Origin of the sequence: Thermococcus sp. 21S9, from assembly GCF_012027635.1 — an archaeon.
Lineage (GTDB): Archaea > Methanobacteriota_B > Thermococci > Thermococcales > Thermococcaceae > Thermococcus.
This window is the reverse complement of the sequence record NZ_SNUS01000001.1, coordinates 147,497-164,544: the sequence shown is the minus strand read 5'-3', so window position 1 is coordinate 164,544 and position 17,048 is coordinate 147,497. Positions and strand designations below refer to the sequence as shown.

At 55.5% G+C, this 17,048-nt stretch carries 18 protein-coding genes; 9 read left to right on the top strand and 9 right to left on the bottom strand.

All coding sequences use genetic code 11. The features are described 5' to 3' along the window. The first annotated feature begins 4 nt into the window (after positions 1-4). A complete protein-coding gene (locus E3E28_RS00950) occupies positions 5-1,282 on the top strand; it encodes a hypothetical protein (protein ID WP_167913673.1) in 1,278 nt (425 codons plus the stop codon). Here E3E28_RS00950 and E3E28_RS00945 read toward each other — a convergent pair. Then, on the bottom strand, positions 1,279-2,142 hold the full coding sequence (locus E3E28_RS00945; RefSeq protein ID WP_167913672.1) for a type I restriction endonuclease: 864 nt from the start codon (positions 2,140-2,142) through the stop codon (positions 1,279-1,281). The two genes, E3E28_RS00950 and E3E28_RS00945, sit on opposite strands and share 4 nt — an antisense overlap. Before the next feature lie 60 nt (positions 2,143-2,202). On the opposite strand from E3E28_RS00945, the gene E3E28_RS00940 reads away from it, so the two are divergent. From E3E28_RS00940 to E3E28_RS00930, 3 genes are read left to right on the top strand one after another with little or no spacing between them, the layout of a single operon-like run. Continuing rightward, on the top strand, positions 2,203-3,006 hold the full coding sequence (locus E3E28_RS00940) for a class II glutamine amidotransferase (protein WP_206203780.1): 804 nt from the start codon (positions 2,203-2,205) through the stop codon (positions 3,004-3,006). Positions 3,007-3,010: 4 nt separating this feature from the next. After that, on the top strand, positions 3,011-3,418 hold the full coding sequence (locus E3E28_RS00935) for a cyclic nucleotide-binding/CBS domain-containing protein (protein WP_167913671.1): 408 nt from the start codon (positions 3,011-3,013) through the stop codon (positions 3,416-3,418). A 6-nt stretch (positions 3,419-3,424) separates the two neighbouring features. Continuing rightward, positions 3,425-4,939, top strand: coding sequence for a metallophosphoesterase (locus tag E3E28_RS00930; RefSeq protein WP_206203779.1), 1,515 nt, complete (start codon positions 3,425-3,427; stop codon positions 4,937-4,939). Here the strand turns inward: E3E28_RS00930 and E3E28_RS00925 are convergent. After that, the gene (locus E3E28_RS00925; protein ID WP_167913670.1) at positions 4,911-5,771 is read right to left on the bottom strand and encodes a 2-phosphoglycerate kinase; all 861 of its coding nucleotides are present in this window, start codon (positions 5,769-5,771) and stop codon (positions 4,911-4,913) included. The genes E3E28_RS00930 and E3E28_RS00925 overlap by 29 nt on opposite strands. Next, positions 5,768-7,069: a 2,3-diphosphoglycerate synthetase gene (locus E3E28_RS00920; protein ID WP_167913669.1), complete on the bottom strand. Its 1,302-nt coding sequence runs from the start codon at positions 7,067-7,069 to the stop codon at positions 5,768-5,770. The genes E3E28_RS00925 and E3E28_RS00920 overlap by 4 nt, the downstream gene beginning before the upstream one ends. A gap of 136 nt (positions 7,070-7,205) precedes the next feature. Here E3E28_RS00920 and E3E28_RS00915 point away from each other — a divergent pair, with 136 nt between their 5' ends. After that, positions 7,206-7,385, top strand: a complete 180-nt coding sequence (locus E3E28_RS00915; protein ID WP_167913668.1) for a hypothetical protein — start codon at positions 7,206-7,208, stop codon at positions 7,383-7,385. 62 nt (positions 7,386-7,447) lie between these two features. Beyond that, on the top strand, positions 7,448-8,323 hold the full coding sequence (locus E3E28_RS00910) for an MBL fold metallo-hydrolase (protein ID WP_167913667.1): 876 nt from the start codon (positions 7,448-7,450) through the stop codon (positions 8,321-8,323). Positions 8,324-8,381: 58 nt separating this feature from the next. On the opposite strand, the gene cas4 is transcribed toward E3E28_RS00910, so the two are convergent. Continuing rightward, positions 8,382-9,047, bottom strand: coding sequence for a CRISPR-associated protein Cas4 (cas4, locus tag E3E28_RS00905; protein ID WP_167913666.1), 666 nt, complete (start codon positions 9,045-9,047; stop codon positions 8,382-8,384). A gap of 120 nt (positions 9,048-9,167) precedes the next feature. Further along, the gene (locus tag E3E28_RS00900) at positions 9,168-9,503 is read right to left on the bottom strand and encodes a hypothetical protein (protein ID WP_167915070.1); all 336 of its coding nucleotides are present in this window, start codon (positions 9,501-9,503) and stop codon (positions 9,168-9,170) included. Between the two features lie 89 nt (positions 9,504-9,592). Here E3E28_RS00900 and E3E28_RS00895 point away from each other — a divergent pair, with 89 nt between their 5' ends. Together E3E28_RS00895 and E3E28_RS00890 are read left to right on the top strand one after the other, a co-directional pair. Further along, positions 9,593-10,438, top strand: a complete 846-nt coding sequence (locus E3E28_RS00895; protein WP_167913665.1) for a class I SAM-dependent methyltransferase family protein — start codon at positions 9,593-9,595, stop codon at positions 10,436-10,438. A gap of 28 nt (positions 10,439-10,466) precedes the next feature. Beyond that, positions 10,467-11,711: an ATP-binding protein gene (locus E3E28_RS00890; protein WP_240921633.1), complete on the top strand. Its 1,245-nt coding sequence runs from the start codon at positions 10,467-10,469 to the stop codon at positions 11,709-11,711. Here E3E28_RS00890 and E3E28_RS00885 read toward each other — a convergent pair. The 3 genes from E3E28_RS00885 to E3E28_RS00875 form a co-directional block, all read right to left on the bottom strand. Further along, positions 11,694-11,855: a hypothetical protein gene (locus E3E28_RS00885; protein WP_167913538.1), complete on the bottom strand. Its 162-nt coding sequence runs from the start codon at positions 11,853-11,855 to the stop codon at positions 11,694-11,696. The two genes, E3E28_RS00890 and E3E28_RS00885, sit on opposite strands and share 18 nt — an antisense overlap. A 441-nt stretch (positions 11,856-12,296) precedes the next feature. After that, complete coding sequence (locus E3E28_RS00880) at positions 12,297-14,216, bottom strand: aldehyde ferredoxin oxidoreductase family protein (RefSeq protein ID WP_167913664.1); 1,920 nt, start codon at positions 14,214-14,216, stop codon at positions 12,297-12,299. Positions 14,217-14,533: 317 nt separating this feature from the next. Beyond that, complete coding sequence (locus E3E28_RS00875) at positions 14,534-15,379, bottom strand: M55 family metallopeptidase (RefSeq protein ID WP_167915068.1); 846 nt, start codon at positions 15,377-15,379, stop codon at positions 14,534-14,536. Positions 15,380-15,528: 149 nt separating this feature from the next. On the opposite strand from E3E28_RS00875, the gene E3E28_RS00870 reads away from it, so the two are divergent. Continuing rightward, on the top strand, positions 15,529-15,762 hold the full coding sequence (locus E3E28_RS00870) for a hypothetical protein (RefSeq protein WP_167915067.1): 234 nt from the start codon (positions 15,529-15,531) through the stop codon (positions 15,760-15,762). A gap of 7 nt (positions 15,763-15,769) precedes the next feature. On the opposite strand, the gene E3E28_RS00865 is transcribed toward E3E28_RS00870, so the two are convergent. Continuing rightward, positions 15,770-16,960: a magnesium transporter gene (locus E3E28_RS00865; RefSeq protein WP_167913663.1), complete on the bottom strand. Its 1,191-nt coding sequence runs from the start codon at positions 16,958-16,960 to the stop codon at positions 15,770-15,772. Between the last annotated feature and the right edge of the window lie 88 nt (positions 16,961-17,048).

The following is a 17,048-nucleotide window of genomic DNA, read 5'->3' as shown; positions in this document are numbered from 1 at the left end:
GTGCATGTATCTGTTGCTTTATCTCGTTCCCGATAAGTTGATTTCAGAAAACGCCACATTAAGGGCTCAAAAGCAGTACCTCCGCTCGTATTTCGAGGAAACTGTTGTTCCAATGCTCCTTGGAAACGGAAACTTTGGAGAGGTCCCTCTTTTTGAGCGTGTTCTCTCGGGCCTAATTAACCTTGAAAATGAAGGTCATCGAGATGCCCTGGAAGAGATAGCTCCAAAATGGTATGTTTTCATGAAACGAACTTACGCTTCCATAGGACCTCGAATCGGCAATTTCACAGAGTCTCTCATTGGGCTTTGGATTGGGGCGAATCACATCAACTACAATCTTGATAAATTCATTGAGGAGCACTTTGGAGTCAAAATAAAAAAGAAGAAACGCTCACAAATTGACTTTATACGGGTTAAAAACAATACACTAGACCTCATTGAGCTTAGAACGAGCGAGCACACAGGAGGAAGAACGGGTCAGGAATCGCTGACCGATAAGTTTGTGAGATTCTTGGGGCTACTTGAGGATTCTAATGTCAAACTCAGGAATGCCCTACTTAAGAAAGGCATTAAAAATGTAAATCTACTAGTCGTGACGCTCTTCAACGAATCTGGAGAGCTTTTAACCCCCAATAACCTGAACAAGGGGAGATACACATCCCTGGTTGGTTACCTGAGCGAGGAACGACATCTGGGGGGAAAGATAAAGGAACTGCTCTCTAAGGGGTACATCCTTCACGCTGGCGAGAGACAGTTCACGAAACCTCCAGATGATATCGAGGAAATTTTAAGGAATGTATTTCTTGAGAAGCGCCGGGTCCTATTGAGGAAAGATGACTTCACAGTTGAAATCGGAATCCTTTGGGGTGACGAGTTTTTCCAAAGGTTCACGGGAAAAGGGCTTGAAGAGCTTTTGAGAAACGATATTAAGGATAGAGTCGGCGATGACTTGTGGATGTTTCTTGTTCTGACGTTAAACGAGCTCAGGCTCAGAGCAAATGAAGGAAAATCAACTATAGACATGCTTAGGGATTACCTTCTAAGATGTTACGAATTTGAGAAGTTCATCGAACTCCGCAAGAAGGCAAACTCTTTAGATGAGTTCCTTGACGACCTTGGGAACCTCGTTGACTCAATAATTTCTGGGTTCCTTAGAGAACTCGGTAAGGACGGGAAGAAACTCCGTCCACTTGGCACTGACGACATCGTTGCCCAGTACAACTACCTTAGGGGAGCGGTTCTAATTGCACTCGCACTTGAGCTCTACACTAGAAAAACCTAAACCTCTACCCCAATCTTTATTCCCTCGTCCTTCTCTATCTCGCGGAGGAGGAGAACGACCTTCTCGGGCGGAAGCTCCATCCTGGAGAGCAGTTTTTTAGCTTTTCTAACCTCTTCCCGCTTTTCCCCGCTTGACCTTCCCTCAAGGTAGTCGAGAACCGCCAGGAGGGCCCCTTTAAGGCTCCTGTCGCCGAGGGGCAGGGGTCTCCAGCCGTTTTCGTGAACGTAGACTGCCTTCGGAACCTCAACGCCCGACAGCTTGTCCACGGGCACTATGGAGGGTTTGCCCCTCGCGCGGAGGTAATTAAGGAGGACTTCCTCCCCAAACCCCTCGTTGAGCAGGCTCTTGTAGGCTATCTCAAAGGCGTTGAGAAGCGTGGCAAGGCGCTCCAATTTTCCTATCCTGTCCTTGGAGAGCAGGGAGAGCTTTACGAGCACCCGTTCAAGGGGTTCCTCCTCCAAATCAACGGTGAAGAGAACCCTGTCCCTAAGGGAAGTTCCCTCGGCAAATGCTTTAACAACGACCCACTTGGCGCCGTTGGTGAGGATTCCGTAGCGGACGCCCCTGCTGAAGCAGTAGCGGGCGAGCTGGCGGAGCGGTTCGTCGCGCTTTATTACGTTCACCGAAAGGTTCTTCGCCTCAAGGAAAGCCACAATCTCGCCGTTGAGGAGGAGCGCGTAGTCGGCCCTCCCGTCCTCGGTCCTCTCCTCGGGCCTGACCTCCTCCGGGTTGTTCCAGTCCCAGCCGAGGGCCGTCATTATCTCGCCTATCAGGTGTTGCTTAACAGCTTCCTCGTTCCTCTCGTAGAGCTTCCTGTGGAGGCCAATCCGCGACATAACGTTGAGAACCGCGCGCTCCATCCCCTCACCTTTTCCCCGTTGGTAAGGTCACCTAAAAGCTTTTGGGGTTTGGAGACGTAGATGAGTGAGGTGGAAACAGTGTGCAGGATACTCTTTGCCATGGGGCCGGGGGAGGGGATTGAGTCCCTCGCCAGGGCCTTCATGAAGTCTGCCGAGAACGACCCCTACCGTGCGAGGAGGGGCGGAAAGAGCCAGCATCGCGACGGCTGGGGCTACGTCCTCCTGAGCGATGGAAGCGTTCACCACTACCGCTCGGCAAGGGCAGTCTTTGAGGATGGGAAGGGATTTTCGAGGCTCGTTGAGCTCCTTCGGGAAAGCGATAATGCCGTTCTCCTCGCCCACGCGAGGGCGTCGTCCCAGGGTTCGCTCGGGCTCTTCAACGTCCAGCCCTTCGCATTCTCCACGAGGCGCGGTTTTTCCTTCTGGTTCCTCCACAACGGCGACCTCGAGAAGGAAAAGATTATCGCGCTGGCGGGGTTCGAGGGGGAGGACCTGAGGGACGCCTCGGACAGCTACGCCTTCTCTGCCTATCTGTGCAGGGTCCTTCAGAGGCCTGAAAAGGAAGAACTCCTGAAGCACTACTCACTCGGGGCGTCGCTGGCGAAGACAACCTTCAACACGGCCACGCTGTTCCTCCTACCCGACGGGCACTGGAGGGCTTTTGTAACTGCCTACATGACCAACGAGTACTGGAAGAACGACCTTCACCGGGACTACGCGAGGCTGATTGAGCTCGACGGCGATGTTCTCGCGGTTGCGAGCTCGACCCTTGAGCTCTACCACAAAGCGGATTGGAAGAACATCCCAAATGGCACCGCGCTTCTAATAACGCCCGGTGGAATCGAACGCCTTCCGCTGGGGTGATACTATGGACGAGAACGCCCCGATTAGGGTTTACATGACGCGGAAACTCATCGGCGTTTCGCCGGAGGATACGGTAAAGCAGGCCTGCGAGGTCATGATGGAGTTCGACATAGGCTCGCTCGTCGTTGTGGAGAACAACGAGGTCGTCGGCTTCTTCACGAAAACTGACGTTATAAGGCGAGTTGTGATTCCGGGCAAGCCCAACACGACCCCGGTCAGGGAGATAATGACGCGGGAGCTCGTTACGGTGGACGCCAACACCCCGCTTCGCGAGGTTCTTGACATAATGGCCAAGAAGGGCATAAAGCACATGCTCGTGAGTGAGAACCGGAAAATCGTCGGGATATTCAGCCTCAGCGATTTGCTCTCGGCCAGCAGGAGAAAGCTTGAAACCGCCATCGCGGCGGAGTGATGTGCCATGATAAGGATTGCCCACATAAGCGACACCCATATCACCGGCGAGAGCGCCTACAAGGGCTACGCCTACGACCTGATAGCCAACGAGGTGAACAGGCTGAACTTTGACTTCGTCGTCCACACTGGCGACGTCACCAACAACGGTCTCCGCGAGGAGTACGAGAGGGCCGAGTACGAGCTCAAGAAGATTCAGAAATCCCTCGTCGTCGTTCCGGGCAACCACGACGTCAGGAACGTCGGCTACGACCTCTTTGAGGACTTCATCGGCCCGCTAAACGGCGTCTACGAGTTCAGGGACGGCGTTCTCATTTGGGTGGACTCGACGATTCCTGATTTGAGCGACGGCAGAATCGGAAAGCACAAGTTCCGCTGGCTGAAGGAGAGGCTCGAGGAATACTCAGACAGGAGAATCAAGATAGTGGCTTCCCATCATCACCTCGTCCCACTCCCGAACACCGGGCGCGAGAGAAACGTTCTCTTCAACGCTGGGGACGTCCTCGATTTGCTCCTCAGAAACGACGTCACGCTCTACCTCTGCGGTCACAAGCACGTCCCCAACGTCTACCGCGTCGAGGACCTGGTTGTTGACAACGCCGGCTGTACCTCCTGCCGGAAGACGAGGCGCGGTGACGTCAACAGCTACAACATCGTTACGATACACGACGATGGCAAAGTGGAAGTCACGATACGGCGCGTCACCGGCGAGGAGGTTAAAGCTCAGCACAGGCCCGTTAAGCCAAAGCTCTTCGTCCCCAGGGGAAAACGACTTCTCAGGATAGTCCAGCTCAGCGAGAGCAAGGTCTCGGACAGGGTTTACTTCAGGAGGAAGGTGCTCGAGAACGTGGTGAACCTGATAAACAACCGCCTCAAGCCCGACATCATCGTCCACAACGGCGACGTCGTCGACATGGGCATTGAGCGGAACTTCCAGCGGGCCAGGGAGCTCTGGGATAGGATTGAGAGGCCGAAGCTCGTCGTCCCGGGCCACAGCGACATGACATACCTCGGCTACGAACTCTTCCCCGAGTACTTCGGAGAACCTGAACCGCTCTCCTTCGACGGATTCACGTTCATTCCGGTCTCAACACCGCAGTACGAGACCGAGATAGGCGTCGTGGGGAGGTTCGGCCAGAGGAAGCTGGCGGAGGAACTGGACAACGCCGAGAACTTTCGGGTTGTCTTCATGCACCACAACGTCGTTCCGATACCAAGGAGCAGGGAGCGCGGGTTCCTTGAGGACGCGGGCGACGTGCTGAAGCTCCTGACAGAGAGGGGCGTTGAGCTCGTCCTGACCGGGCACGGGGGCAACGCCTTTGCAGTTCGCGTAGAAAACACAATCGTCATAAACGCCGGCTCGGTCAGCTGGGAGCTCCACAGAAACCCCTTCGGCAACAGCTTCAACGTGATAGACGTCTACCCGTGCATGGTGATAGCCTTCGAGGTCCAGGCCACGTGGGGGAGCAGGAGGCTCCTCGGGGTGTGGAAGCTCAAAGGCTCTCGCGGAGGCGCTCCATGAGGTCTTCCATTATTTCGTTCACGGTCTTTTCGAGCTCGACGTTCTCTATGACCTTTACTCCGTGCTCCCTGGCCTTCCTGACTATGTACTCCTGAAGCCAGAGAATCTCGTCGAGGTGTTCGAGGTAGTATTCTGCCGGCCTCTTGCTGTAGCGCGAGCGCTCGTAGAAGTGGGCCTCCAAAGCCTTCCTGTCGCTCACCGTCAGGATGTACATGAAGGCGTTCTCGTTGGTCTCGATGAAGCCAGGAATTAGGTGTATCCCCTCGATTATCGCGTTCATTCCCTCGCGCTGAACCCTGTCGAGGACGGCCCTAACGCCAACGGAAACGTGCCTGACCTGGCTCTCGAAGCCCTCAATCAGACTGCTCGCCCCCTTGAGCTCGCGCCACGCTAAAAACGATGAGGCGTGCAAATCGGGCAGAAGCTCCCTCGCTATTATTTTCCTCATGACCTCTCGAACGGTGTCGGTGCCGATTATCGTCCTTATCGAGAGCCTGAAGGCCAGCTCCGTCGCTATCGTGGACTTTCCGACGCCGGTAACGCCCCCGAGGAGGACGACGAGCGGAACCTTTTTCCTCCTGAACTCGCGCCAGAAGAGGTAGCGCTCTGCTTCCTTCCTGAGCCCGTGCTCGATGAGCTTCCGGTAGGTGAGCTCCCTTATCTCGTCAGTGCTCACAACGCGCTTCCTCTTCTCCACGAGCTCCCGCTGAACCTCGCTCGCGATTATGTAAGCTATACCAACATCCACCCCGGCCAGGGTTATAGAACGAGTTAGGATTCCGCGCGAAAACGGCAACTGCACCCTCCTCTCGGGGTCCGTGACGATTATCATCTCCCCACCACCCTCCTGGCGAGCTCCAGAACTGCCTTCCTTAAGTCCTTGCCGTCCACGTTGACCGGCTCGTTGGCGAGGTAAACCACCTCGATGCCCCTCTCAAGGGCCCACCTCGTCACGACGTCAACCGCCGCGGCTTTCAGCTCAACGAGGACTGCATCAACCCCCGTTTTTCTCCCGAGTTTCCCGAGGTCACCCTCAAGTGAGGGCCTCTTCGAGAGGTTTCCACTGGCGAAGACAACCTCGGCACCGAGTCCCTCGATATCTCCAACGGCCCTCTTAATTGCTCTCTCGGAAGTCATGAAGAGCGCAACCCTCTTCCCCGAGACCTCGCCGAGCGGTTTCGGCGTGAACCGGACCAAGTGGACGTCAGCGTTGGGATTAATCCTCCTCACGAAGTCCCGGAACTCCTCGGCCTTCCGGGGCTCAACGTCCGTCATGGTGATTACCGCTATATCCGCTAGACCAATCCTGAAGGGTCCGAAGAAGCCCTCAACGGTTTCCCTCGGCTGGAGGGTGCTGAGGACGGTGATGTAGCCGTCCGCCAAAACCGGCGGAATCGTTGCCCCGCTTCCCTCGGCTATGATGATATCGTGTGGAAGCCCCTCGGCGAGCTTTATCCCCTCGTGGACGACGTGGAAGAACGGAAAGCCCGCCATTCCTCCCCCACAGCGCCGGCACCCGATGGTCGTCACTCCAGCGACGAGGGCATCTTCGTAGTGGTCCGAAGCGGCGTGCTTGCCCATCTCCGCGAGTTTTAGGAGGTTCTCTGGCGTCAGCTCTTCCCTCTCGCCCTCTATGAGCTCCGGCCTCTCCGGCCCGCCCCTGCCCATCGTGACAACGACGGGGCGGTATCTCTCTTTCAGAACCCTCGCGACGAAGCTCCCTACTGCCGTCTTCCCGACGCGCTTTCCGAGGCCGAGGACGCTTATGGTCGGCTTTGACGGCTTTATCAGCTCCCCGGGCCTGAACTCGAAGTCGGCTCCCCTGTATGTAACTCCATTGCGCAGGCAGATTGACGCTATCCGGAACCTTGCGCTGTAATCGACAACGGGCTCATCGCTCAGGTCAACGACCTCATCAACATCGTTCTCCGAAAGTGCAAGTTCAAGAGCTTTCAAAGGGTCCTCGTCAACGTAAAGCCTTACCCCGAGTTCTTCCGCAAGCTTCTCGGGCGAGCCTATCTTTTCACCACCACCGAGGAAGACCGCACAGCACACGTCGCCGAGTTTTTCAATGGCCCATTTGGTCACCGGAGGATAGTGCTCGCCGTCGATTAGGGCGAGCCTCCTCATTACCTCACCTCATACTCGATTACCTCGGGTTAATTTAACCTTTTCCGTTTTTCCAGGCACTCTCGGAGGAGAAAAGTTATAAAGGGGAACGATGAACTAAGGACGGCCTCAAAGGCCAGATAAGGAGGTGTGTAAAATGGCCGAGTTGATTGTTAAGTCCAAGGTTAAGGAGCTCGTTAAGAACATCGACCCCGAGATGAGGGTCAGCCCGGAGTTCTACGACGCCCTTGAGGAGGAGCTCAAGGCCCTCGTCGAGAAGGCCGTCAAGAGGGCCAAGGCCGAGGGAAGGAAGACCCTCTACGCCAGGCACGTTTGATGCCCCTTTTCTTTCCTTCCAAAGCCTTTTATTGATTGGTTCCTAACTTCTCCGGTGGTAGTATGGCGTTGAGAAAGCTCGGCGATTCTGCTTACCTTTACCCCGGAAGTCCCTCCACGCTCCTTCGGGTCGTCGATGAAGGGGCCGTTCTCGTTGACCCCGGCCACGGGAGCGGGAGGCACAAGGACCTCAGGCGAGAATTGCGTAAGCTCGACCTTCCCCTCAAAGCCCAGCTCGCGACGCACGGACATGCCGACCACGTGGCCGTTTCTCCGAAGCTTGACGCCCCTCTTTTCGTTCATCGATTCGAGTTCTCCATAGCAGAGAGCCCCCTCAACAGGGAAATCCTGACCTTCGGTTCGAGGGCACCGAGGGGTTTTCTGGCGTACTCTGCCGATGAAGTGAAGGTTCACGCGGTCTTCGAGTGGGGCGATGAGCTTTTCGGACTGAAGGCCTTAAAGCTAAACGGCCACTCCCCTGGAATGACTGGGGTCCTCGATGGTGAGAACGGCCTGCTCTACGCGGGCGACTCCTTCTTCGGCGAAAAGCTCATAGGCGCGGTCGGCGTTCCATACCTCGTGGACTGGGCCCTTTTCAGGGAGTCCCTCACGACGCTCAGGGACTTCGCCGAGAGGGGCTATCTGCTCATTCCCTCACACGGAAGGTCCGTGGAGGGCGACGAAGCCGTTGAAACGCTCGAATTCAACCTCAACCGCCTGGATGAGGTTGAAAAGCTCGCCCTTGAGTTCCTCCGGAAGCCGATGACCGTTGAAGAGCTCGCGCTCGGGATAATGAACCACTATCGCGTCGAGGTTACCCCTCAAAAGCTCGCCCTGAACCTCGTGCCCCTTCGGGCCCTCGTGGCCGAACTCTACAACCGCGGGCTCGTTGAGGCAGTGGTCGATAACGGGCTCAGGTGGGTTGTGAAAAAGGAGTAGCTTTGTGGTCACCAACCCCAAAGATTGGCAGGAACTTTGTGATTACCAACCACAAAATTCACTCGTCCCCAGGATAGCAGAGGTAGCGGTAGGGACAGAACTTGCAGGCATAGCTCCTCCAGCCCTCGGGGGGTTTCCCTTTCTCGTAGGCCTTTTTGACCGAGTAGAAGTGCCTGAGCGTCTCCTTGAAGAGCTTGCCGTCGTAGGGAATCTCAAAGGCCCTGAAGTTCGGGCCCTTTATCACGGGAAAGTTCGACATGTCGAGCTTGCCGATTATCCTCGTCGGCTCGTCGTGGAGTTTAATATAGTATAGGTATCCGTATTCCGCCTCGGCCCACCGCAGGTAGACGTTGAGCTGAGCCAGGTGGTAGTCGTAGGGCACCTTCGGCAGACTCGTCTTCCCCTTAATCTCGATTGGAAACTCGCGAAACGCATCTATTCTCCCGTGAATCTCGAAACCGAGCTTCCTTGAGCGCAGGACGAGGTGTCTCTCGAGCTCGAAGCCGAAACGTTTGCTGAGAATCTGTCCGAGGACCTCGTGGGTTTTAACGCCCTGATTAAGCCTAACCTTGACGTTCTCGGGCCACCTTGGAGGGTAGCCCTTCAGGCGGAAGTATATCCGCCTCGGACAGGTCAGGGCTTCGCTCGCGTAGAACTCTATTAGCCCGTCGTTTTCAGCGTTTCCGTTGTTCCCCACTTCTCTTCCCTCCGGTGGGCGGTTCATCGGCCCGCGAACCTCCCCGCCCCTGCGTCAGCTAATACCGACGTCATCACAGTTCAGACTGGGCAAGGGTCGTCATCCGCGAAGAGAGGTAGAAGGGAAGAATTTAAAGCTTCTGGTCCGTTAGAGAATCATTCTCTTCTTTTTCTTAATCGAGTAGCTGAGCCCGTAGGCCGGCCAGATGCTCGGGGGTTGCTCGTAGTGGTGAAGGTTCCTCAAAATCTTCTCGGCCGACCTTTTATCTTTGGCCTTAACCCTCAGGACGCCTTTGTCGAGCTCAACGACCCCGTCCGCGAGGCGAACCGTCAGTTTCGAGCCGTCCACCTCGGGCCTGGCCCGCATGAGAAGCCTGCGGTAGTCTTCATACGCCTCTTCGCTCAGCCTCTGCTCAAGAAGTGCCTCCTCCTTACGGCCAAACAGCCTCGAAAACAGCCCACTATTCGGGGGCTCGTCCTCCATACCGTTCATCGACCTCCGATGGTTCTCACCCTAAATCCGTCCTTTAAGTTTTTAAGGCTTTCCTATCGCTTTTTGACGAAGGGACCAAGATGAGAGCGAAGCGAACCCAGGTCATAAAACCCCGCATACGGGAGATACTCTCGAAGGAACTTCCGCCTGAGCTGGTTAGATTGCTCCCCAAGCACTGGGTCCAGATTGGCGACGTTCTGATTCTGCCCCTCCGGCCGGAGCTTGAGCCCTACAAACACAGGATAGCAGAGGTTTACGCGGAAGTTCTGGGCGTTAAAACCGTCCTCAGGAAAGGCCACATACACGGCGAAACCCGGAAGCCGGACTACGAGGTTCTCTACGGTGGGGACACCGTTACCGTTCACGTTGAAAACGGCGTCAAATACAAGCTCGACGTTGCCAAAATCATGTTCTCGCCGGCCAACGTCAAGGAGCGCGTCAGAATGGCGGAAGTGGCGAGGCCGGGCGAGCTGGTCGTTGACATGTTCGCGGGAATAGGCCATCTGAGCCTCCCGATGGCCGTCCACAAGGGGGCGAGGGTTATAGCGATTGAGAAGGACCCATACACCTTCCGCTTTTTAGTGGAGAGCATCTGGCTGAACAACGTCCAAGACCTGATGACGCCCTACAATATCGACAACCGCGACTTTCCCGCTGAAAACATAGCCGACAGGGTTCTGATGGGCTACGTTGTGAAGACCGCCGAGTTCATACCGAAGGCCCTGAGCATAGCGAAGGACGAGGCGATTATTCATTACCACAACACCGTGCCCGAGAGGCTGATGCCCGAGGAACCCTTCGCAACCTTCCGGAGGATGGCGAGAGAATATGGCTACGAGGCCGAGAAGCTCAACGAGCTGATTATCAAGCGCTACGCCCCCGGCGTCTGGCACGTGGTCGTTGACGTTAGGGTGTTCAAGCGTTAGGCTTTTAAGAATAGGGAAAATTAGTATAATGGTGGTTATACTAATGGCCATTATAGAAAGGCCCGAACTCGACGTTGCCCTCAAAGCGAAGTGGTTGCTTCTCTACGGGCGCAGAAAGACGGGAAAGACTTTCTACGTCCGCGAAAGGGGAAACTATGCGAGATACTTCATCGTTACGAGGGGCTCGGAGCTCATCGATGTGGAGAACGGGGAGAGAATGGCCCTTGACGAGTTCATGAAGTTTCTCCCGCTTCTCCTCCAAACAGGTAGAATAGTCGTTGACGAGTTTCATCGCCTCGGAGAGCCGTTTTTCTCGCTTCTCCAGGGCCTGTCGGGAAAGGGTGAACTGACCCTCATAACCTCGACGAGGCATTACTTCAGGAGGTTCCTCGGGAGGAGCAGTCCGTTGCTGGGCCTCTTCCACGCCCATGAGGTTGGCCTCGTCAGGCCTTCTGACGCCCTAAAGTTCGTTCACTCCATTGGTTTTGAAGGCAGGTCCCTCGTAGAGCTCGCCGTTCTCGTTCAGGAACCGTGGCTCGCTCCTACGGTGGAATCCTACGGCGTCGAAACCTTTGACGTCATCGGTACCGTTCTCAAGGACTACGTTCCCGGCCTCGTGGGGGAGATATTTACCGAGGAAGAGCGCGAGCTTACCCGGAGATACTGGGCAATCCTTGAGGCCGTTGCCGGGGGAAAGGTAAGCACTGGGGAAATAGCGGGGGAGCTATCTTCTCGGGGATTGCTGGAGAACGCTTCCCCGGGAGCCGTAGCGCCATACCTCGAAACCCTCGCGGGAATGGGCCTGCTTGAGAGAATCCCCGTCTTCGGAAAGAAAAGGAAGGTCTACCGCTACCGCCATGTATCGCCCCTCGTGGACTTCGCGTACTACCTGAACACAAAGTATGGTTTCTTCGAGACAGGTCTTCCCCAGAAAACCGTCCGCAGATTGCTGGAGGAAAAACTGCCCCACTACGTAGAGGTGTTCTTTGAACGTCTCTTCGCCCAGCACTACGGCCTTCAGCCCGTCAGGATTGAGAAGCCGGAGCTTGAGCTCGACGTTGCCCTTGTGAAGAACAGGAGGCTCTACTTGGTCGCCGAGGTCAAGTGGAAGGAGAAACTTAGAGAGCGGGACATTAGAAAGGCTGAAAACAAGTTTGAGAGCGCGGGAGCTGAGGTTAACCTCCTCGTCGTCCTGGACAGGAGCGTCCTCCCACGGGAGCCCGAGAATGCAGGGGTCTTTGACTGGAGGGACGCTTTAGCGCTCGCCCCATAACGGCTCCCAATCCCCACATACGAAGTTCATGTGGACAGTCTTCATGTGCTTCCTGCACATCCCGTAGGTCAGGAAGTAGGAGTCAATCGGCCCGAACCATCGGCAGTTCTTGCAGGCCTTTAGCTTCTCGTCCATTTCCTCCACCGGAGAGAATAAGAGGGAAGGGGATAAAAGGGTAAAGGTTGATTAAAAAATACTTATCCGACCATCCTCAAGATAGCCGTTAATAGACCACTACTAATAACTAACACACAAATATATTTTAGCCATTTGCAATCTTGTTTTGCTTTATATATCTCAAAACGACTCTCAGCTTCTGTGAGAATGGTGTTAAATTTACTTTCTAGAAATTTGAGCTCGGCGAGGTGGTCCATGTTACCTGCCAAATATATGTTAGAATGTGCAAATGTTTTGAGCGTCATGAACTCTATTCTAATTCTTTCACTCTTTTTTGGGTCTAAGCCATATTCTGATTTCGTTGCAATGTCTTCAACATAGTCAACGAATTCTCTTAGTTTCTGGAGATAAGTACTCAATGTTAATATTCCCCCTTTAGTAGAGTAGAGATAAAAAGGCAAAGGATGTCTAAATCCCTGCTCCAATGTCGTCTGCGATGTCCGGCAGGTCGAGGGCCATGAGCTTGGCCTTGGTCGGGATTCCGTCCCTGCTCCATCCGCGGGCCTGGTAGTACTCGTCGAGCATCCTGTCGAGCTCCCACGGCGGGACGTGCAAGCCCTTGCTCGGCCCCTCTGGAATCGGCTCCCACATAATCCTGTACGGGAGCGTGTCGTCCTTCCTGGTGAAGCCCTCGCGGACGTTGAAAGCCCTGGCGATGTTCATTATCCTCTCGCCGATGACCATCAGCTCGGCCTCGCCGATGTTCATGCCGGTAACCGCTTCGACGAGCTCGGGGAAGCCCTCAAGGAAGTACATGTGCCTTGAGAACTTACAGACACCGGTGGCGTCGTAGATGGCCATGAGGTTCTCGTGGAAGGCAATCTCGAAGCCCTTGTTCTCGGCCTTGGTCCTGTCAACGCCCTCGAACTTCCACCACTTGCCGACGAGCTCGGTTCCGTAGGCACCGCTCGTGAGGTGGTCGGCACCGCGAACGTTGACTGCAAATGCCAAAGCCATTCCCTTTATACCGCGGACGTCATAAGCTGGGGGCTCCATGCCCTTAACGTGGAGCGCGAACTTCTCGCTTCCCCTGCCGAGCCTCTCGCTGGCCCTCTTGACACCATCGGCCAAGAGCTTTCCGAGGTTGCCCTCGCGGTAGGCCATCTTCTTGAGGGCCTCAACAGCAGCTTCGCCGTTGCCGAAGGTCAGCTCAAGGCCGTCGGCCTCTTCCTTGGTGAGAAGGCCCCTCTCATAGGCCTCCATGGCCCAGGCGATTGTTACACCGGCGGAGATGGTATCAAGACCGAGCTCGTCCGCAAGGTAGTTGAGATACGCGACGGTCTCGAAGTCGTCGAGCTCAAGGGCTCCACCGAAGGAGTAGAGGGTCTCGTACTCCGGACCGTCGGTCATGAAGGTGCCCCACTTCTCGCTCTCGACCTTGATGTACTGACTGCAGGGCTTGTTGCACATCGGGCAGGGTCTCCTCCCGACGCGGTACTTGGGCGCCCAGTAGTAGGGGTCAATCTCGATGTGAACCCTGAACTGCAAACCTTTCTCCTGCATCTCCTTGAGCCTCTCGTAGGCCTTCTTGAAGAAGCCCATCTGCCAGTTCCTAACCGGGAAGGTTCCCCTCTCGCGGTTCATCCAGTCGAGGAACTCACCGCTTCCGTAGTCCATGTCGGCTTTAGTGGCTGGGTGGTCCTTGAATATCATTGCCCACTTCTTGATGAGCTCGCGGAGCTTCTCGGGCTCGGCAATCGGTATCTTCTTGGTGCCCTTGACGACGATTCCCTTGAGCTTCTTGCTTCCGAGGACTGCTCCGGGGCCACCCCTACCGGCCTGCCTCTCGTCGGTGTCTATCGTTGCAATAAGGCTAAGGTTCTCGCCGGCCGGGCCGATGAAAGCGGTCGCAAAGCCAGGGTACTCCTCCTTGGCCTTCTTTCTCGCCTCGCCCGTGGTGAGGCCCCAGTACTCGTTTGCCGGAACGAGCTTGACCTCATCGTCCTTGATGTAGAGAAGAACCGGCTCCTCACTCTGGCCCTCAATGATAAGGACGTCGTAACCGGCCTTCTTGAGCTCCTCACCCATCTTGGCGCCAGCCATCGAACGGCCGTAGGCACCGGTGAGCGGGCTCTTGAAGTTGAAGGCCGTCTTGGAACCCGTTCCGATTCCGGTTCCGACGAAGAGACCGGGGGTGATAATCATCTTGTTCTCGGGTCCGAGCGGGTCGGCTCCGGCCGGAACCTCGTCGTAGAGGAGTCTCGTTCCAAAGCCGACGCCACCGAGGTACTTCCTCGGGAAGTTCTCGGGGAGGGGCTCGACCTTAATCTCTCCCGTCGTCAGGTTGACCCTCAGAATCTTACCCCAGTAACCACCTTTGACTTCCATACGGTATCACCTCGAAGATTTTTCGGGCAGGGGAATATAAGGGCTTCGAAAAGGGGTACATTTGACAAAACTGGGGGAGTTAAGTCCATTCGTTAACTTGAGCGGACTTTCATGTACACTAAGTTAATCATGAAGTTTCTCAATGGCTAAAAACTAACCCATAACGACAAAAAGTGTTTTTCCGGTCACTCAAGTTCCACCGGAGTGAGCGTGAAAACTGTGCCCCCGGGGAGCGAAGGGGACTCACGGCTCGCCGAGGCGCTCATCCCCCGCGGTTTCCCGGGGGCGATTTGAGTTATGGACTTCCGCTTAAATCGTTAGCGGTTCACTATCGAGTTAACACCGGCGGAAGCCAGAACGAGAACTTCAAAGGTCCTGTAGGCATCTTCAACGCTTTCCGCCTCGAAGCGGACGGTCTTTCCGTCAAGCCTCTCGACGAAGGGCAACAGCTCGGCGACTTCCGCGTAGGCGCTGTTGAGGAAGCGGAGCTTGACCTCGACCGGCCTCTCGGTTTTCAGTGGCTTGACCTCACCGCGCTCAACGCGCCTGAAGGCCTCAAGGGTTCCTTCGCGGAGGAGCTCCTTTATTCCTTCCATTCCCGGGCTCATTGCCGAATACCTGCCGAAGCTCTCCTTCAGCGGAACGCCGACCGCCCAGGGGAGGTGAGTCTTCACGTCCGTTTCTATCAGCGCTTTGTCTCCGGCGACCATTGCAACCGGAACGTTCCACTCGCCGAGCAGGTAGGCGTTCAAAAGGGTCTCGCTGACCTCAACGCCGTTTATCTCAAGCCTGTCAACGGTCGCACCGCTGTAGGTGTGATCAAAGGTTGCCCCGCCGGTTCCGGCCTTGGCGTGGTAGCCGAGGAAGATTGCGAAGTCCGACCCCTTCGCCCCGGCGACCATGCTCAACGGCCTCGGAAAGCCCCTGACGAGCCTGACGTAGTCCGGCGTTTCGTCCACGAGGATGTTTACCATCGGGCCGTGGCTGTCCGCTATGACAGCCTCATCAACCCCGAGCTCGTGGTGGAGCGTCTCGGCGACGACCCTTACAACCTCGGTCGCTATCTTCCTCGCTTCCGCGTAGAGGGCGCCCTTCACGAAGAGGTGCTCCCTGCTGACGATATGGGGTAAACCCTCAAGGTCGAGAGAAATGAAGGCCCTCATGGCAATCACCAGAGGGATATAGAAGCGCTGAGATAAAAATCTACCGGACCCGTAATAACTCTTGGGAATATTCTCCTCAGAAACCGATAATCCCCGCTCATGAAAAAGGTTTTATAGGTCTTTTTTCAAAGAATAAAGCGGTGATGGGTATGCAAATCCTTGAAGTTAACATGAGACTCCCCTACAAGGAAAGGGGGAGCATCCTTGGTCGTCTTCTCTCGAAGGTTGGTGGCAGGATTAAGGACATACACTTCCTTCCGCCCGACGCGACCGGTATGTCCGAAGTCAGAATGGAGCTCGTTGGCGATAGGAGACTCATTCAGGAGCTCAGAAAAATTGTGAAGGACGGAAAGCTTTCCTTTAAGGTGCTCTCCGAGGCTTGACTTTTTTTCATATTGCACTCAGCGCCACCCAGACGAGGAACATCGTTCCTATGACGTCGCTGAGCGTCGTGACTACTGGGATAGCCACGTTGTCGGGGTCCCAGTTGTACTTGTCCGCCAGTATCGCCACGACGAGCCCGATGAGCATCGCCACGAGTATTATCAGCGGGAAGCCGAGCACGAAGTTCCAGAGGATTCTCGCGGGCCTGTGGATGTAGTGGACCACAACCCACATCGAGATGAGGTTCGTCAGATAGCCGATTATCGGTGCGAGGATTAGGAGCGAGAGGAAATCGTAGAGCGTCTCCCTGCTCTTGACGGCCTCAACGCCCTCGAGGTGAATCTTGGTGGAAACCTTCGCCGCTATTATCGAGCCGAAGTTGCCCATGCTGTCGTTCACGCTCGGCCACATGACGCTGACGATGATTACCGCGTTGATGATTTTCTCGTATGTTACGAGCAAGCCACCGGTTACGGTCTCGATGAGCGCCATCGCGCCGATTATCGCTGCCAGCTCTCCGAAGGCGCGCCTGTGCTCCTGCTTAAACCTGGCTTTTAGTGCCAAGAGCACAAGCAGGGCGAGCATCGTGAAAGACAGCGCGTAGAACGCCCGCTCGTGGTGTAGGTAGAGGAGTGCGAAGTAGACCATCGTAGGCATCGTTATCAGGTCCGCTATTGAGCTTATGAGCGGTGCCGCGATTAAATCCGGGTCGTAGCCTTTCTTGAAGGGGATTATCGTAATCAGGGCGGTTCCATAGCCAAGGATAACTCCAATGAATATCGCCGACGCGACAACCATGAGCAGGACTATGACGTCCTGAACAAAGTTATGGACGAGGAACAGGCCGACAACCCAGAGTACAACGAGGGGAATTTTACTGCTGAGGATTGCCATGACTATTTGAGTGGTCACCTCCGGGTCGCGGACGCTATCGATGAGACCGAGGTTGAGCTTGGTCGTGAAGCGGGACGCGAGGGCCGAGAAGATGTTGCCCCTCAAATCCATGAGGCCGGGCATTATGAAGACCAGAATCGGGAAGTAGCTCATTATGGTGTCCCAGTTCTTACCGAGAACAGCACCGCCGACGAAGTCAAATATCAGGCACAGGAACAGGGCTGGGAACGACAGCAGAAACGCGTCCCTGAGCTTGCCCCTGAACGTCCTTGAGGTCCCCACTGCACTCCTTACCACCGTCATCGTCCTCACCTCTCACCGCTATCATCTCTATCACCTCCCTGGGCCCCTCTGGACCTATGTCAACCCATGTGGTTTCAGCCCTATAAAA

Bases quoted from the DNA above. Each gene is read 5' to 3' on its own strand.
- E3E28_RS00890 (WP_240921633.1), top strand. From the start codon at position 10,467: ATGGTGGTTATACTAATGGCCATTATAGAAAGGCCCGAACTCGACGTT.
- E3E28_RS00950 (WP_167913673.1), top strand. From the start codon at position 5: ATGTATCTGTTGCTTTATCTCGTTCCCGATAAGTTGATTTCAGAAAAC.
- E3E28_RS00870 (WP_167915067.1), top strand. From the start codon at position 15,529: ATGCAAATCCTTGAAGTTAACATGAGACTCCCCTACAAGGAAAGGGGG.
- E3E28_RS00940 (WP_206203780.1), top strand. From the start codon at position 2,203: ATGAGTGAGGTGGAAACAGTGTGCAGGATACTCTTTGCCATGGGGCCG.
- E3E28_RS00895 (WP_167913665.1), top strand. From the start codon at position 9,593: ATGAGAGCGAAGCGAACCCAGGTCATAAAACCCCGCATACGGGAGATA.
- E3E28_RS00935 (WP_167913671.1), top strand. From the start codon at position 3,011: ATGGACGAGAACGCCCCGATTAGGGTTTACATGACGCGGAAACTCATC.
- E3E28_RS00930 (WP_206203779.1), top strand. From the start codon at position 3,425: ATGATAAGGATTGCCCACATAAGCGACACCCATATCACCGGCGAGAGC.
- E3E28_RS00875 (WP_167915068.1), bottom strand. From the start codon at position 15,379: ATGAGGGCCTTCATTTCTCTCGACCTTGAGGGTTTACCCCATATCGTC.
- cas4 (WP_167913666.1), bottom strand. From the start codon at position 9,047: ATGAACCGCCCACCGGAGGGAAGAGAAGTGGGGAACAACGGAAACGCT.
- E3E28_RS00880 (WP_167913664.1), bottom strand. From the start codon at position 14,216: ATGGAAGTCAAAGGTGGTTACTGGGGTAAGATTCTGAGGGTCAACCTG.
- E3E28_RS00915 (WP_167913668.1), top strand. From the start codon at position 7,206: ATGGCCGAGTTGATTGTTAAGTCCAAGGTTAAGGAGCTCGTTAAGAAC.
- E3E28_RS00925 (WP_167913670.1), bottom strand. From the start codon at position 5,771: ATGATAATCGTCACGGACCCCGAGAGGAGGGTGCAGTTGCCGTTTTCG.
- E3E28_RS00865 (WP_167913663.1), bottom strand. From the start codon at position 16,960: ATGACGGTGGTAAGGAGTGCAGTGGGGACCTCAAGGACGTTCAGGGGC.
- E3E28_RS00910 (WP_167913667.1), top strand. From the start codon at position 7,448: ATGGCGTTGAGAAAGCTCGGCGATTCTGCTTACCTTTACCCCGGAAGT.
- E3E28_RS00945 (WP_167913672.1), bottom strand. From the start codon at position 2,142: ATGGAGCGCGCGGTTCTCAACGTTATGTCGCGGATTGGCCTCCACAGG.
- E3E28_RS00920 (WP_167913669.1), bottom strand. From the start codon at position 7,069: ATGAGGAGGCTCGCCCTAATCGACGGCGAGCACTATCCTCCGGTGACC.
- E3E28_RS00900 (WP_167915070.1), bottom strand. From the start codon at position 9,503: ATGGAGGACGAGCCCCCGAATAGTGGGCTGTTTTCGAGGCTGTTTGGC.